Raw genomic sequence first — 13,958 nt, 5'->3', positions numbered from 1 at the left:
CTTTTAACTGGACAGCATTGGTTGTTGCCCGAATAAATTCCTGAAATCGGCCACCGCTTCAGGCTTTGGTAACTAAGTTGGGTAACCATAACGGAGAGTTAAGCGTCAAGCGTATGAGTGAGTATCAGAATGGCATCAGTTTTTCCGCTTGCCGACCTCAAGGCTTCCGTCAAGTCGGCTTCCCGGCCGGGGTCTTGGGTCGACACGATCATCAAGGGTGACTGCGTCAGTGCCCTTGAGGCCTTGCCCACCCACTCCGTCGATATCATCTTTGCCGATCCGCCGTATAACCTCCAGCTCGGCGGATCGCTGCACCGTCCCGACCAGTCGCTGGTCGATGCCGTCGATGACGAATGGGATCAGTTCGCTTCGTTCGAGGCCTATGACGCCTTCACCCGCGCCTGGCTTCTCGCCTGCCGCCGTGTCTTGAAGCCCACGGGCTCGATCTGGGTGATCGGCTCCTATCACAATATTTTCCGCGTCGGCGCGACGCTGCAGGATCTGAACTTCTGGATCCTCAACGACATCATCTGGCGCAAGACCAATCCGATGCCGAATTTCAAGGGCCGACGTTTCCAGAACGCCCATGAGACGATGATCTGGGCAAGCCCCAATGCCAAGGCCAAGGGGTATACTTTCAACTACGATGCGATGAAGGCCGCCAATGACGACGTGCAGATGCGCTCCGACTGGCTGTTCCCGATCTGCAACGGCAATGAGCGGCTGAAGGGCGAGGACGGCAAGAAGGTGCATCCGACGCAGAAGCCGGAAGCGCTGCTCGCCCGCGTCATCATGGCCTCGACCAAACCCGGCGATATCGTGCTCGATCCCTTCTTCGGCTCGGGAACGACGGGTGCGGTCGCCAAGCGTCTCGGCCGTCACTTTGTCGGCATCGAGCGCGAGCAGGATTATATCGATGCGGCATCCGCGCGCATCGCCGCCGTCGAGCCGCTGGGGAAGGCGGAACTGACCGTCATGACCGGCAAGAAGGCCGAGGTTCGCGTCGCCTTCAACGTGCTTGTCGAAAGCGGCCTGATCAAACCCGGCCAGGTGCTGACCGATGCCAAACGCCGTTATAGCGCCATCGTGCGCGCCGACGGCACAGTGGCTTCAGGCGGCGACGCCGGCTCCATTCATCGTCTCGGCGCCAAGGTGCAGGGTCTCGATGCTTGCAACGGATGGACCTTCTGGCATTTCGAAGACGGGCAGTCCCTGCGCCCGATCGACGATCTCAGGTCCGTCATCCGCAGTGATCTGGCAAAGGTGGAGTGAGCACCACTTTCGGCGGATCGAAATACCTTCTTCCGGTTTCCTCCAGTTGCGGAAGAAGGCCAAGGCGCCCGGGGTCTTAGCCCCGGGCGTCTTCGATTTGAGGCCTGCTTCAGAAATCCTCAGAAATCCTTGTAATCGGTGACGTCGACCCGGGTGATGCGGCCTTCATCATTGAAGGTAATCGTCTCCTCGCCTTCGCGGATCAGCACCTTGCTGGTCTTGCTGTGGGTGGCGCGAAGCGACCAGACAGCCCGGCCGGACAGCGGCGTCAGTGTCTCCACCAGCGAATTTTCCGCCGTTTGATCGGGATAGTCGTCGAAATATTTCCTGAAGGCGGCCATGATCTCGCTCCGTCCGGCAAGGCTGCCGACGCCGTTCGAGACGTAGGCGGCATCCTCGGCGAAATAGGCCTCGATCGCGGCGAAGTTGAGAGCGTTGATGGCGGCATGAAAGCGGTCGATTTCCTCTGCGGGATCGAAAGCCATGACTTCAGACCTTCAGGCCGTAAGCGGCAAGATCGCTGCGCAGCTTGTCCGCGCCCGAAAAAAGCACCGCATTCCAGCCGAACTCCTTGGCGCCTTCGACATTAACAGGCGCATCGTCGATGAAGATCGTCGCCTTGGGGTCGAGGCCGAAGCTTTTCGTGTGGGTCTCGTAGATCGCGAGATCCGGCTTGATCAGGCCGACATCGCCGGAGACGGTGACGCCGCGCGGTTTGGTGAGGAAGGGAAAGCGCGCCTGCGCCTCGCGGAAGGTGTCGGAAGCGAAATTGGTCAGCATCGTCACATCGCGCCCTTCGGCGATCAGCCCTTCCATGATTGCGACGCTGTCCTCATAGGCGTGCGGCACCATCTCGTGCCAATATTTGCGGAAGGCACGGATATGCTCTTCGCGGGCCGGGTGCTCGGCAATCAGCAGCGCTTCGGCCTCAGCCCAGGTGCGGCCGCGGTCCTGCTCGATGTTCCAGTCATGGGTGCAGATATTGGCGAAGAACCAGTTGCGCTCCGTCTCGTCGGGAATGAGGCGGGCGAAGGCAAGATGCGGATCGTAATGAATAAGGACTTTGCCGATATCGAAAACGATATGTTTTATTTCGGTGGTCATGGTCATCCCTTGGATGTTTTGAACGCGAGAGGAATAGCCGCTGCGATCGCTTTTTTCATGATGGTCGGCAGGGCCTGCGCTTCAAGATTTGTAACCGGCTCCCACCATCCGTCATTCGGGCGGTCATCCACCTTGCCGGCGATCGCCGTGCGCCAGATGGACAGCCGGAGTTCGAAATGGGTGAAGACATGGAGGACGGTGCCGCAGGCCTGCCAGGCCGCCTCGAAGGGCGCGGCCGCAGCCGAGGTCTCGCCGTCGAGCCGCGCCGTCCAGGCCGTTGTCGGCACCTCGGTCATGCCGCCGAGCAGGCCGCTTTCGGCGCGCCGCCTGAGCAGGATCTCGCCGTCGGCGGTGACTGCGACGAAGGCTGCACCCTGCCGCACCGGCTTCTCCTTCTTCGCCGCCTTTACCGGGAAGAATTCGGGATCGGAATGCTTCAGCGCCGCGCAGGCGCCGCGGAATGGACAGAGCGAACAGGCCGGCCGCTTCGGGGTGCAGATCGTCGCCCCGAGATCCATCATCGCCTGGGCGAAATCGCCAGGACGAGTCGCGGGTGTCAGCCGCGTCACCTTTTCCTTCATCAGCGGCTTTCCCACCGGAAGCGGCGTTTCGATCGCATAAAGCCTGGAGATCACCCGCTCGACATTGCCGTCCATGACGGCCGCCTGCCGGTTGAAGGCGATGGCGGCGACGGCGGCGGCCGTATAATCCCCGATGCCTGGCAGCGACTTCAGCCCTTCCTCGGTATCGGGAAAGACGCCGCCATGCTCTTTCGCCACCGCTTCGGCGCATTTCTTCAGGTTGCGGGCCCGCGCGTAATAGCCGAGCCCGGCCCAGGCCGCCATCACGGCATCGTTTTCGGCAGCGGCAAGATCGGTCACCTCGGGCCAGCGCTGCAGAAACTTGGCGAAATAGGGTTTGACCGCCTGCACCGTCGTCTGCTGCAGCATAACCTCCGAAAGCCAGACGCGATAGGGATCGGGTTTGGCGCCGCCGGCCGCCATGCCGGGCGAGATGCGCCAGGGCAGATCGCGGTGATGGCGGTCGTACCAGTCGAGCAGGGGTTTTGCGGTGGGCGTGTCGGGTGTCGTGATCGTCATGATTTGCCGGGATCGGGGGAAGTGCCTATACTTGGCGAAGCAATGCCGCGCGATCAAGCCGGTGATGCAAATTGCCTGTGCGATCGGCAGAGGTGTCCAAGGGTTTCGATGAGTTCTCCACGCAAAGGTGCAAAGCAGATTTCCGAGCTGGCGAACGGGCTAATCGATCCCGTCCTGGCGCGCCGCGCCGGCATCAACACTGCGCTGCTCGGTTCGTGGAGCGAAATCGCCGGCGAGGATTTCGCCGATTGCACCCGGCCGGAAAAGATCGCCTGGGCCCGCGGCGGCGGCGATGACGGCGGCTTCCGCCCCGGCGTGCTGACAATCGCCTGCGAAGGCGCGCGCGCGCTTTTCCTGACCCATGCCCAGGGCGAACTCATTCAGCGCATCAACAGCTTCTTCGGCTTCGCCGCCGTCCACCAGATCCGCATCGTCCAAAAGCCGGTCTCACAAGCCATCCGCCGCTCCCGCACCCCGCCGCCGCTGAAAGGCGAAGCCGCCCGCAAGCTCGAAGGCATGATGGAAGGCATCGAAAACGACAAGCTGCGCCAGGCAATCCAACGCCTGGGGACCGCGGTGATGGGCAAGCGGGGGCGGTGATCCTTTGTTTGCCGCTTGCCTATCTGTATCGTGCAACGGTGATCCCGGCGTTCAAATCAAACGAATTCCTTTTGCGAGTCCGCGTGAGGTCGTGCTACGTTCTGACTCACGATGAGCAAAAAGCCCAACTTGACCCGCAATGCCAATATCGGTCGCCTGACCCAGGCGCGAGCCGAAAAGATCAGTGCGGTCGAAGGCCTGATACTCAGCCCGCGCATGCGTAAGGTCCTCGCGGAGACTGTAGACCAGCCGACAGAAGCGCGCCGTGAAGCGATCCGCGCGCAGTTTGTCCGCAAGTCTGCCTAAACGTTGGTCTATACTGCCGGATACGACCCGCTCTGTTATCTGGGCACGCCCGTGCTCCGCAACAAACTGGACCTTACGGACCAGGCGGAGCTCGATGAGTTTGAAACAGCGATGTTCGTGCTCCGCTCGGATGAGCCTTGGCCGGAGGGCGATCTGGATGTCATCCACTATCTCGCCCTCCATCAGCACCTGTTCCAGGATGTCTACGATTGGGCCGGCGAGATTCGCACCATCCGTATCGGCAAAGGTGGCAACTGGTTCTGTTATCCTGAGTTCATCGCAAACGAGCTGAATCGGATTTTTCGGGAGCTGGCCCAGGCGAACTATTTCCGAGGACTGGCACCAGCAGATTTTGCAATTCAAGCCGCGCACCTTCTTGCCGAGATCAACGCGGTCCACCCTTTCCGTGAGGGTAACGGCCGCACCCAATTGACCTTTCTCGCTCTACTGGCCGAACGTGCTGGTCTGCCGTTCAATGCCGAAGTACTAGATCGAGACCGTGTTATCGACGCCATGATCGAGAGCTTTGCCGGCTCAGAGCAACCGCTGGCGAGGCTCATCCTCGACATCATCACCGAACCTTGACGCGCGAGCCGCCCGCTCGCAATTTTGCCTAGCGGTCCCATCACGGTCACAATTCTTTGAAGGAAGTTGGTGAACCGTGGCTTGTGAGCGGCCGTCAGCCGTTATATCGCACAGTCACGCCGTCACTCTCATACCTATGGGGAACCCATGCAGATGTCCGAAATGCAACTGACGAAACGCCGCCTCCTGGGTGGGATCGCCATCGCCGCAGCTGCCGCAGCGCTTGCCGCCTGCAACGACAGCAAGGACGCTGCCGATGCTTCGTCCTCCGGCAAGACCATGGCCGACGGCACCAATGTCGATACCATGCAGACGGCGGCGACATCGGCGACCGAAATGCCGCAATCCGACGGCGATGTCGATATGGCCGAGGTGCTGAAGCCCGGCGCGTTGCCGGAGATGGCGCTTGGTAAGGCCGATGCCCCGGTCAAGATCGTCGAATATATGTCGATGACCTGCCCGCATTGCGCCCATTTCCACAATACGACTTTCGATGCCATCAAGCAGAAATATGTCGACGCCGGCAAGGTGCAGTTCATCATCCGCGAATTCCCCTTCGATCCGCGCGCCGCCGCCGCCTTCATGCTCGCCCGCTGCAGCGCTTCCAACCCGGAGCAGTTGAGCACGCCGGAACAGTATTTCCCGATGGTCTCGATGCTGTTCAAGCAGCAGCAGGTCTGGGCCGCCGCCGATGACGGCCGCGCCGCACTGCTGCAGATGTCGAAGCTCGCCGGATTTACTGAGGATAGCTTCACGAAATGCTTGACGAACCAGAAGCTTCTGGATGAAGTGAACGCCACGCGGGAAAGAGGTTCCAAGGATTTCGGCGTCAACGCCACGCCGACGTTCCTCATCAATGGCAAGCGCTACTCTGGAGACATGCCGGTTGAAACCTTGTCGGCGCTCATCGACAGCCTCATCTGAACCGGACCGTTTCGAAACGACGGGCGACGGCGAAAGCCGTGCGCCCGTTTTTCGTATTCAGCGCAGCTTGCGGCTGAGGGGGCTTCCTGCCGTGGATGTCTACGCATGAAGTTCAACAAGCTGCGCCTGGTCGGCTTCAAATCCTTCGTCGAGCCTACGGAATTCATCATCGAGCGGGGGCTGACCGGCGTCGTCGGCCCGAACGGCTGCGGCAAGTCGAACCTCGTCGAGGCGCTGCGCTGGGTGATGGGCGAGAATTCCTACAAGAACATGCGCGCCTCGGGCATGGACGACGTGATCTTTTCGGGTTCCGGAAACCGGCCGGCCCGCAACACCGCCGAAGTGGCACTCTATCTCGACAATGCAACGCGCACCGCGCCCGCCGCTTTCAACGATGCCGACGAGATCCAGGTCACCCGCCGCATCGAGCGTGAGCAGGGCTCGCTCTATCGCATCAACGGCAAGGAAAGCCGCGCCAAGGATGTGCAGCTGCTGTTTGCCGACGCCTCCACCGGCGCCCGTTCGCCCTCGATGGTCGGGCAGGGCCGTATCGGCGAGCTGATCCAGGCCAAGCCGCAGGCCCGCCGCCAGCTGCTCGAAGAGGCGGCCGGCATTTCCGGCCTGCATTCCCGTCGCCACGAGGCCGAACTGCGGCTGCGCGCCGCCGAAGGCAATCTCGAGCGTCTCGATGACGTCACCTCGCAGCTCGAAAGCCAGATCGAGAGCCTGAAACGCCAGGCCCGCCAGGCCAACCGCTTCAAGACGCTGTCGGCCGATATCCGCGCCCGCGAGGCAATGCTTTTACATATCCGCTGGATGCAGGCCAAGGAGGCCGAGGCCGAGGCCGATAGCGCGCTGAACCAGGCGACATCGGTCGTCGCCGAAAAGGCCCAAGCCCAGATGGAGGCGGCCAAGCAGCAGGGCATTGCCAGCCTGAAGCTGCCGGAACTGCGCGACGGCGAAGCGCGTGCCGCCGCCGCGCTGCAGCGGCTTCAGATCGCCCGAAGCCAGCTGGAGGAAGATGCCGGCCGCATCCTGCGCCGACGCGATGAACTCACCCGCCGTCTCGCCCAGCTTGGCGAAGATATTCGCCGCGAGGAGCGGCTGGTGGCCGACAATGCCGTCATCCTGGCAAGGCTCGACGCCGAAGAAGCCGAGATTGCGGAAGTCTTGGCCGATTCCGGCCGTTATGCCGAGGAAACCCGCGAGGCCTTTGAGGAAGCGGCGGCAAAGCTTGCCGACAGCGAGCGTATTTTTACCGCGCTGACGGCCGAGCGCGCCGAAGCGGCTGCCGGCCGCAACCAGCTGGAACGCGCCATCCGCGATCTCGCCGATCGCCGCATGCGCCTCGAGCGCCAGATGGACGAGGCGAACCACGAACTCGCAGCCATCGGCGACAAGATCGCCGGCCTGCCAAACCCGGATGAAAAACGCGCCATCGTCGAGGCCGGTGAGATCGCCGTCGCCGACGCGGAAGCCGCCGTTCAGCTGGTCGACCAGGCGCTTGCTGTTGCCCGCCAGACCGAGGCGCTGTCGCGCGCGCCGGTCGATCAGGCCCGTTCGAGCCTGAATGCGCTGGAAACCGAGGCCCGCACCATTTCCCGCATGCTCGCCGCCGGTGCTGCCGCCGGCAAATTTCCGCCGGTTGCCGACGAACTGAAGGTCGACCGCGGCTTCGAGACGGCGCTCGGTGCCGCCCTCGGCGACGATCTGGAATCGCCGCTTGCTGCCGAGGCGCCGGCCCATTGGTCGGACAATGGTGATGGTTCCGGCGATCCTGCCCTTCCCGAAGGCGTCACGCCGCTGCTCGGCCATATCAGCGCGCCTGCCGCACTCACCCGCCGCCTGCGCCAGATCGGCCTGGTCGCCGATGGAGACGCGGAACGCCTGATGGCGGCGCTGCAGCCCGGTCAGCGGCTGGTGACGAAAGAGGGCGCCGTCTATCGCTGGGACGGTCACGTCACCGGCGCCGACGCGCCGAGTGCGGCCGCCCTTCGCCTTGCCCAGAAGAACCGCCTGGCCGAGCTCGAAGGCGAAGCAGCCCTTGCCCGCGACGTGCTCGCCGAAGCCGAGGAGCGGCAAGCGGCGGCCGCCGAAGCAATCCGGCTGGAGGAGCGCCGGCTTACTGACGCCCGCGACATGAGCCGGCTGTCGGCGCGTCATTTGGCCGAAGCCCGCGAAGCGCTGGTCGCGGCCGAGCGAGCCTCCGGCGACCTGATCCGCCGCCGTGATGTCGTCAGCGAGGCGGTCAGCCAGCTGGGCGCGCAGCTGGAGGAGATCGGCGTCCAGGAAGAGAACGCCCGCATCGAGCTGGAAGATGCGCCCGATCTGACCGCGATCGACGAGCGTCTGCGCTTCCAGCAGGCGGAGGTCGCGACCGATCGCGGCGCGCTTGCCGAAAGCCGCGCCCGCCACGAAAGCCTGGCACGAGAAAACGAGGCTCGCCAGCGCCGCATCATGGCGATCGGCCAGGAGCGCGAGACCTGGCGCCAGCGGGCGCTCAGCGGCGAGGACCAGGTCGCGACGCTGCGCGAGCGCGAGGAAGAGGCGCGCGAAGAGGCAGCCGAACTCGAAATGGCGCCGGATGAATTCGACGACAAGCGCCGGGCTCTGCTTTCCGAATTGCAGAAGGCCGAGGAGGCGCGCCGCAACGCCGGCGATCTCCTGGCGGAGGCCGAACGCATCCAGCGCGAGGCCGATCACCAGGCGGCGACGGCGCTCTCCGCGCTTGCCGAATGCCGGGAAAGGCGCGGCCGCGCCGAGGAGCGCCTGGTTTCGGCCCGCGAGAAGCGTCAGGAAAGCGAAAGCCGCATCCGCGAAGTTTTGAATGTCGCGCCGCATGAGGCGCTGCAGCTGACCGGGCGCCCGGCCATGCAGGCGCTTCCCGATCCGCGCGAGGTCGAGCGCGAGCTGGAGCGCCTGCGGATCGAGCGCGAGCGGCTCGGCGCCGTCAACCTGCGCGCCGACGAGGAACAGAAGGAGCTGAGCGAAAAGCTCGAAGCGCTGATCAGGGAGCGCGACGACGTCATCGATGCGATCCGCAAACTGCGCGGCGCCATCCAGAGCCTTAACCGCGAGGGCCGCGAACGGCTGATCGCCGCCTTCGACATCGTCAACGCCCAGTTCCAACGGCTGTTCACCCATCTCTTCGGCGGCGGCACCGCCGAGCTGCAGCTGATCGAATCCGACGATCCGCTCGAAGCCGGCCTGGAAATCCTGGCGCGGCCGCCCGGCAAGAAGCCGCAGACCATGACGCTGCTCTCCGGCGGCGAGCAGGCGCTGACGGCGATGGCGCTGATCTTCGCCGTCTTCCTAACCAATCCGGCGCCGATCTGCGTGCTCGACGAGGTCGACGCGCCACTCGACGACCACAATGTCGAGCGCTACTGCAATCTGATGGACGAAATGGCGGCCTCCACCGAAACCCGCTTCGTCATCATCACCCACAACCCGATCACCATGGCCCGCATGAACCGCCTCTTCGGCGTCACCATGGCCGAACAGGGCGTCTCCACCCTCGTCTCCGTCGACCTGCAGACCGCCGAACGCCTGCGCGAGATCGCCTGAGGGGTTGGTGGGGCCGTGGATTCCAGGCTCAAGGCCTGGAATGACGGAGGTTGAAGGGACGGGCGGGCAGGAGGCGTGAACCCGGTAAGGGAGAAGCTGGCAAGAGGCGGGACCGCATTCATATCTGGCGTCCGTGGCTGTTTTGCTGCGGCGGTCACCCCACCCTCTGTCCTCCTCGGGCTTGACCCGAGGACCCATCTTAGCGCGATCAGCAGCGCGTGGATCCGAGACTCAGAGGGCGTGGGATGACCGAGGAGAGGGGTGAAACGGGCAGGAGACGGGGCTTGGCGGGCGGCGTTTGGTCATATTGCGTAACAGCGCGCCATACGGCGTGATTTCTGAGGCATGGAAGAGTGGCCCGGGAGGGGCTGAGACACGCAGGCCGACGGCCGAAACCTGCTGAAAAGGCCCGCACTTTCGTCGGAATTTTCGTAAGCACCAAAAAAGGTCGGCTTCTTTGCGGCTCGTACCCCATTTGGGTGATGCTCTTTGCGATGACTTGCATTAGAAGTTGTTTCAACGCAACCTGATGCTTCTGCGGAAACGTGGGCGGTCATATGTGCGTATTGTCGGATTTGCAGGCGGTTTTCCGGGCAGAGGGCAAGAGCCGGAAAATCGGGGGCAGTTCCAGGAGGCGCGCAAAGCGGCTTTCGCAGGAATTGCGTGAAGACCAAGCGATAGGGCATTCCATTACTTGAGGAAAGTGCCCTGGGTTGAGGGACCCCCGTCCGGTTTTCCTGGCCGGACGGAAACAAGGCTTTGCGGGACATGTTGCAGTCCCGCAAAGCTTTTTTTATGCCGTCTTGGTGCCGGGCGATGTTTCAATCGTTTCGATCGCTGCCCTGCCGAAGATTTATTGTGCAACGCAACATTCTGCCGCATTTGTCGATTTTCATTTCAACACCAACGGATTAAGCTAATCCCGGTTTGGTGTTGGGGGGAAGATGACCAAGTGGGTCTATACGTTCGGCGACGGGCAGGCTGAGGGCCGGGCGCGCGATCACGAGATTCTGGGCGGCAAGGGCGCCAATCTGGCGGAAATGTGCGCGCTGGGTCTGCCGGTTCCGCCGGGGCTGACGATCATCGGCGATGCCTGCAACACCTATTACAGGAATGGCCGCCATATCGAAGACGGCGTAAAGGCCGAGGTGCGCTCCGGCATTGCGGGCATCGAGGCGATCACCGGCCGTCGCTTCGGCTCCGGCAGCCAGCCGCTGCTGCTTTCGGTGCGCTCCGGCGCCCGTGTTTCCATGCCCGGCATGATGGACACGGTGCTCAATCTCGGCCTCAACGACGAGACGGTGCAGGCGCTCGGCCATGATGCCGGCGACGCGCGTTTTGCCTGGGACAGCTACCGCCGCTTCATCCAGATGTATGCCGATGTCGTCATGGGTCTCGGCAACGACGCCTTCGAGGAGATCCTCGAGGACGAGAAAGCCAAGCTCGGCCATGAAACCGATACCGAACTCAGCGCCTCGGAATGGCAGCACATCGTCTCGCTCTACAAGAAGCTGATCGAGGAGGAACTGGAGCAGGAATTCCCGCAGGATCCGGAAGTCCAGCTCTGGGGCGCGGTCGGCGCCGTCTTTTCCAGCTGGAAGAGCGCGCGCGCCGTCACCTACCGCCAGCTCCACAATATTCCCGAAGGCTGGGGCACGGCCGTCAACATCCAGGCGATGGTCTTCGGCAATCTTGGCAATGCGTCTGCGACCGGCGTCGCCTTCACCCGCAACCCCTCCACAGGCGAGAAGGCGCTCTACGGCGAATTCCTGGTCAATGCGCAAGGCGAGGATGTCGTTGCCGGCATCCGCACGCCGCAGAGCATCACCGAGGAGGGGCGGATTTCCTCCGGCTCTGAAAAACCCTCGATGGAAAAGCTGATGCCGGAGGCGTTTCGCGAGCTTTGCCGCATCTGCAGCGAGCTTGAGATCCATTACCGCGACATGCAGGATATCGAATTCACCATCGAGCGCGGCAAGCTGTGGATGCTGCAGACCCGTTCGGGCAAACGCTCGACCCGGGCGGCGATGAAGATCGCCGTCGACATGGTCGATGAGGGAGTGATCACCGAGGACCAGGCGGTGCTGCGCATCGAACCCTCCAGCCTCGACCAGCTCTTGCATCCCACAATCGATCCGCGCGTCACCCGCCAGGTGATCGGCACCGGGCTTCCGGCTTCGCCCGGCGCTGCGACCGGCGCCATCGTCTTCACGGCCGAAGAGGCCGTCGAGGCGGAATCCGAAGGCCGCAAGGTGATCCTGCTGAGGGTCGAGACCAGCCCGGAGGATATTCACGGCATGCATGCGGCCGAAGGCATCCTGACGACGCGCGGCGGCATGACCAGCCATGCGGCGGTCGTTGCCCGCGGCATGGGCATCCCCTGCGTCGTCGGCGCCGGCACCATGCGCATCGATCAGCGCAACGAGCGGCTGCTCGGCATTGGCGTCACCCTGAAGAAGGGCGACATCATCACCATCGACGGCTCAGCCGGCCAGGTGCTGAAGGGCGAGGTGCCGATGATCCAGCCGGAACTCTCGGGCGATTTCGGCCGGATCATGGGCTGGGCCGACCGCGCCAGGCGGATGACGGTACGCACCAATGCCGATACGCCGGCCGATGCGATGGCCGCCCGCTCCTTCGGCGCCGAAGGCATCGGCCTTTGCCGCACCGAGCACATGTTCTTCGAGGGCGAGCGCATCCATGTCATGCGCGAGATGATCCTGGCCGTCGATGAGAAGGGCAGGCGGCTGGCGCTCGACAAGCTGCTGCCGATGCAGCGGCTGGATTTCACCGGTCTCTTCACCGTCATGCACGGCCTGCCGGTGACGATCCGCCTGCTCGACCCGCCGCTGCACGAATTCCTGCCGAAGACCGATGACGAGGTGGCCGAAGTCGCCTTCGCCATGGGCATGGAAGCGCAGGCGCTGCGCCAGCGCGTCGATGCGCTGCACGAGTTCAACCCGATGCTTGGCCATCGCGGCTGCCGGCTGGCGATCTCCTATCCTGAGATCGTCGAGATGCAGGCCCGCGCCATCTTCGAGGCGGCGGTTGCCGCGGCGAAGGAGACCGGCGCGGCCGTCGTGCCGGAGATCATGGTGCCGCTGGTCGGCCTGCGCTCCGAGCTCGATTACGTCAAGGCCCGCATCGACGAGGTCGCCGGCGATGTGATGAGCGAGGCCGGCATGAAGATCGATTATCTCGTCGGCACGATGATCGAGCTGCCGCGGGCGGCGCTGCGCGCCCATGTGATTGCCGAAGCCGCCGAATTCTTCTCCTTCGGCACCAACGACCTGACGCAGACCACCTTCGGCATCTCGCGCGACGATGCCTCGGCCTTCATCCCCACCTACCAGCGCAAGGGCATCATCGAGCATGACCCGTTCATCTCACTCGATTTCGACGGGGTCGGCGAATTGATCAGCATCGCCGCGGAACGCGGAAGGCGCACCCGCAACGACATGAAGCTCGGCATCTGCGGCGAACATGGCGGCGACCCGGCTTCGATCCGCTTCTGCGAAACGATCGGCCTCGACTATGTCTCCTGCTCGCCGTTCCGCGTGCCGATCGCCAGGTTGGCGGCGGCGCAGGCGGTCATATCAGGCGGTCTGAAAGACCTCCGGGGGAAATAGTCAGCTCGGCCTCAATGATGATGGTGCCAGCGATCGCGGTAGATATAGGGCCCGTTCAAATCCCAGGCCATGCTCTGCATCATCTCGGCACTCTGCGCCCGCGATTCGGCCCGCCGGTCGAGATCGATGCGCTGCAGGCAGGTGGCAAAACCATCGGTGCCGCGGCGGAAGCCATAGCTTAAACACCGCTGCTCATCCGCCGCCCGCCGCTCCTCCGGCGTCATCGTCTGACAGGCGGACAGGCCGGTGATGGCGGCGAGAAGGGTGATGAGGACAGCGGTGCGCATCGGGGTATTCCTTGCTTTTCCCGGAGGAAATGCCATTCGGGTGCGGGCGTCAAGTTTCGGGCCGCGGGCGTGCCTCTGGTTTCGCTGGCGGATGGCCGACAGGGATGTCTACCTGTGAAGGGTTTCTCCTGCCCACCCCACCTTCCGCCATGCTCGGCCTTGAGCCGAGCATCCATCAGCGGCAGTGGCAGGGATCCCAGGCTCAAGGCCTGGGATGACGGAGAGTGTGGTTGGCGTTTTCGTCAAAGCCGCCAAACCAGGGAGACTCCGCACAAGCACGAGCGAGTGTGACGGTCAAGCCGCCCCGGCCGGATCGCCGATCGGCAGCAGCGCCGGATTGAGCGGCGGGTCCTGCGGGTTTTTCGTATCGCCGGGGTCCTGGGCAGGCGTCAGTGGCGGTTTTTCCTGGATGCGGTCGGGAATGCCGGGTGTTGGCGTCGGCCCGCGCGGCGTATCGGTTGTCGGTGTCGGAATCGGATCTCTGTTCGGCATGATGGCCTCCTTTTCGAGGAGGGAACGGCACGGCCGGAAGATGGTTCCACTTTCACCAGCCGGCATTCCTCTGTATGAGAAGGCCTCAAGCA

12 protein-coding genes are annotated in these 13,958 nt (G+C 63.5%); 7 read left to right on the top strand and 5 right to left on the bottom strand.

All coding sequences use genetic code 11. The features are described from left to right. Positions 1 to 129 precede the first annotated feature (129 nt). On the top strand, positions 130 to 1,272 hold the full coding sequence (locus MF410_RS13740) for a site-specific DNA-methyltransferase (protein ID WP_097624142.1): 1,143 nt from the start codon (positions 130 to 132) through the stop codon (positions 1,270 to 1,272). Positions 1,273 to 1,391: 119 nt separating this feature from the next. Here the strand turns inward: MF410_RS13740 and MF410_RS13735 are convergent, their stop codons facing one another. The 3 genes from MF410_RS13735 to mutY are packed head-to-tail and all read right to left on the bottom strand — an operon-like array spanning position 1,392 to position 3,476. Then, positions 1,392 to 1,757 carry a nuclear transport factor 2 family protein gene (locus MF410_RS13735; RefSeq protein ID WP_097624143.1) on the bottom strand — a complete coding sequence of 122 codons (366 nt, stop codon included), beginning with the start codon at positions 1,755 to 1,757 and terminating at the stop codon, positions 1,392 to 1,394. A 4-nt stretch (positions 1,758 to 1,761) separates the two neighbouring features. Next, positions 1,762 to 2,376 carry an HAD family phosphatase gene (locus MF410_RS13730; protein ID WP_097624144.1) on the bottom strand — a complete coding sequence of 205 codons (615 nt, stop codon included), beginning with the start codon at positions 2,374 to 2,376 and terminating at the stop codon, positions 1,762 to 1,764. 2 nt (positions 2,377 to 2,378) lie between these two features. Then, positions 2,379 to 3,476, bottom strand: coding sequence for an A/G-specific adenine glycosylase (gene mutY / locus MF410_RS13725; RefSeq protein ID WP_097624145.1), 1,098 nt, complete (start codon positions 3,474 to 3,476; stop codon positions 2,379 to 2,381). Positions 3,477 to 3,584: 108 nt separating this feature from the next. Between mutY and MF410_RS13720 the strand changes: the two genes are divergently transcribed. The 6 genes from MF410_RS13720 (at position 3,585) to ppdK (ending at position 13,087) form a co-directional block, all read left to right on the top strand. After that, positions 3,585 to 4,076, top strand: a complete 492-nt coding sequence (locus MF410_RS13720) for a DUF721 domain-containing protein (RefSeq protein WP_097624146.1) — start codon at positions 3,585 to 3,587, stop codon at positions 4,074 to 4,076. Between the two features lie 111 nt (positions 4,077 to 4,187). Beyond that, positions 4,188 to 4,382 carry a hypothetical protein gene (locus MF410_RS13715; protein WP_097624147.1) on the top strand — a complete coding sequence of 65 codons (195 nt, stop codon included), beginning with the start codon at positions 4,188 to 4,190 and terminating at the stop codon, positions 4,380 to 4,382. Between the two features lie 3 nt (positions 4,383 to 4,385). Further along, positions 4,386 to 4,967 (top strand): Fic family protein, encoded by a 582-nt coding sequence (locus tag MF410_RS13710; protein ID WP_097624148.1) that lies wholly within the window; start codon positions 4,386 to 4,388, stop codon positions 4,965 to 4,967. A 147-nt stretch (positions 4,968 to 5,114) separates the two neighbouring features. Further along, positions 5,115 to 5,891, top strand: coding sequence for a DsbA family protein (locus MF410_RS13705; protein ID WP_097624149.1), 777 nt, complete (start codon positions 5,115 to 5,117; stop codon positions 5,889 to 5,891). A 105-nt stretch (positions 5,892 to 5,996) separates the two neighbouring features. Further along, a complete protein-coding gene (locus tag MF410_RS13700) occupies positions 5,997 to 9,458 on the top strand; it encodes a chromosome segregation SMC family protein (RefSeq protein ID WP_097624150.1) in 3,462 nt (1,153 codons plus the stop codon). A 944-nt stretch (positions 9,459 to 10,402) separates the two neighbouring features. Continuing rightward, positions 10,403 to 13,087, top strand: a complete 2,685-nt coding sequence (gene ppdK, locus MF410_RS13695; RefSeq protein WP_097624151.1) for a pyruvate, phosphate dikinase — start codon at positions 10,403 to 10,405, stop codon at positions 13,085 to 13,087. 11 nt (positions 13,088 to 13,098) lie between these two features. Here the strand turns inward: ppdK and MF410_RS13690 are convergent, their stop codons facing one another. Beyond that, positions 13,099 to 13,374 carry a hypothetical protein gene (locus MF410_RS13690; protein WP_097624152.1) on the bottom strand — a complete coding sequence of 92 codons (276 nt, stop codon included), beginning with the start codon at positions 13,372 to 13,374 and terminating at the stop codon, positions 13,099 to 13,101. Between the two features lie 294 nt (positions 13,375 to 13,668). Beyond that, complete coding sequence (locus MF410_RS13685) at positions 13,669 to 13,866, bottom strand: hypothetical protein (RefSeq protein WP_097624184.1); 198 nt, start codon at positions 13,864 to 13,866, stop codon at positions 13,669 to 13,671. Between the last annotated feature and the right edge of the window lie 92 nt (positions 13,867 to 13,958).

It is taken from the genome of Rhizobium sp. C104, assembly GCF_022354505.1.
GTDB lineage: Bacteria > Pseudomonadota > Alphaproteobacteria > Rhizobiales > Rhizobiaceae > Rhizobium > Rhizobium redzepovicii.
This window is presented reverse-complemented; position numbering and strand designations above follow the sequence as displayed.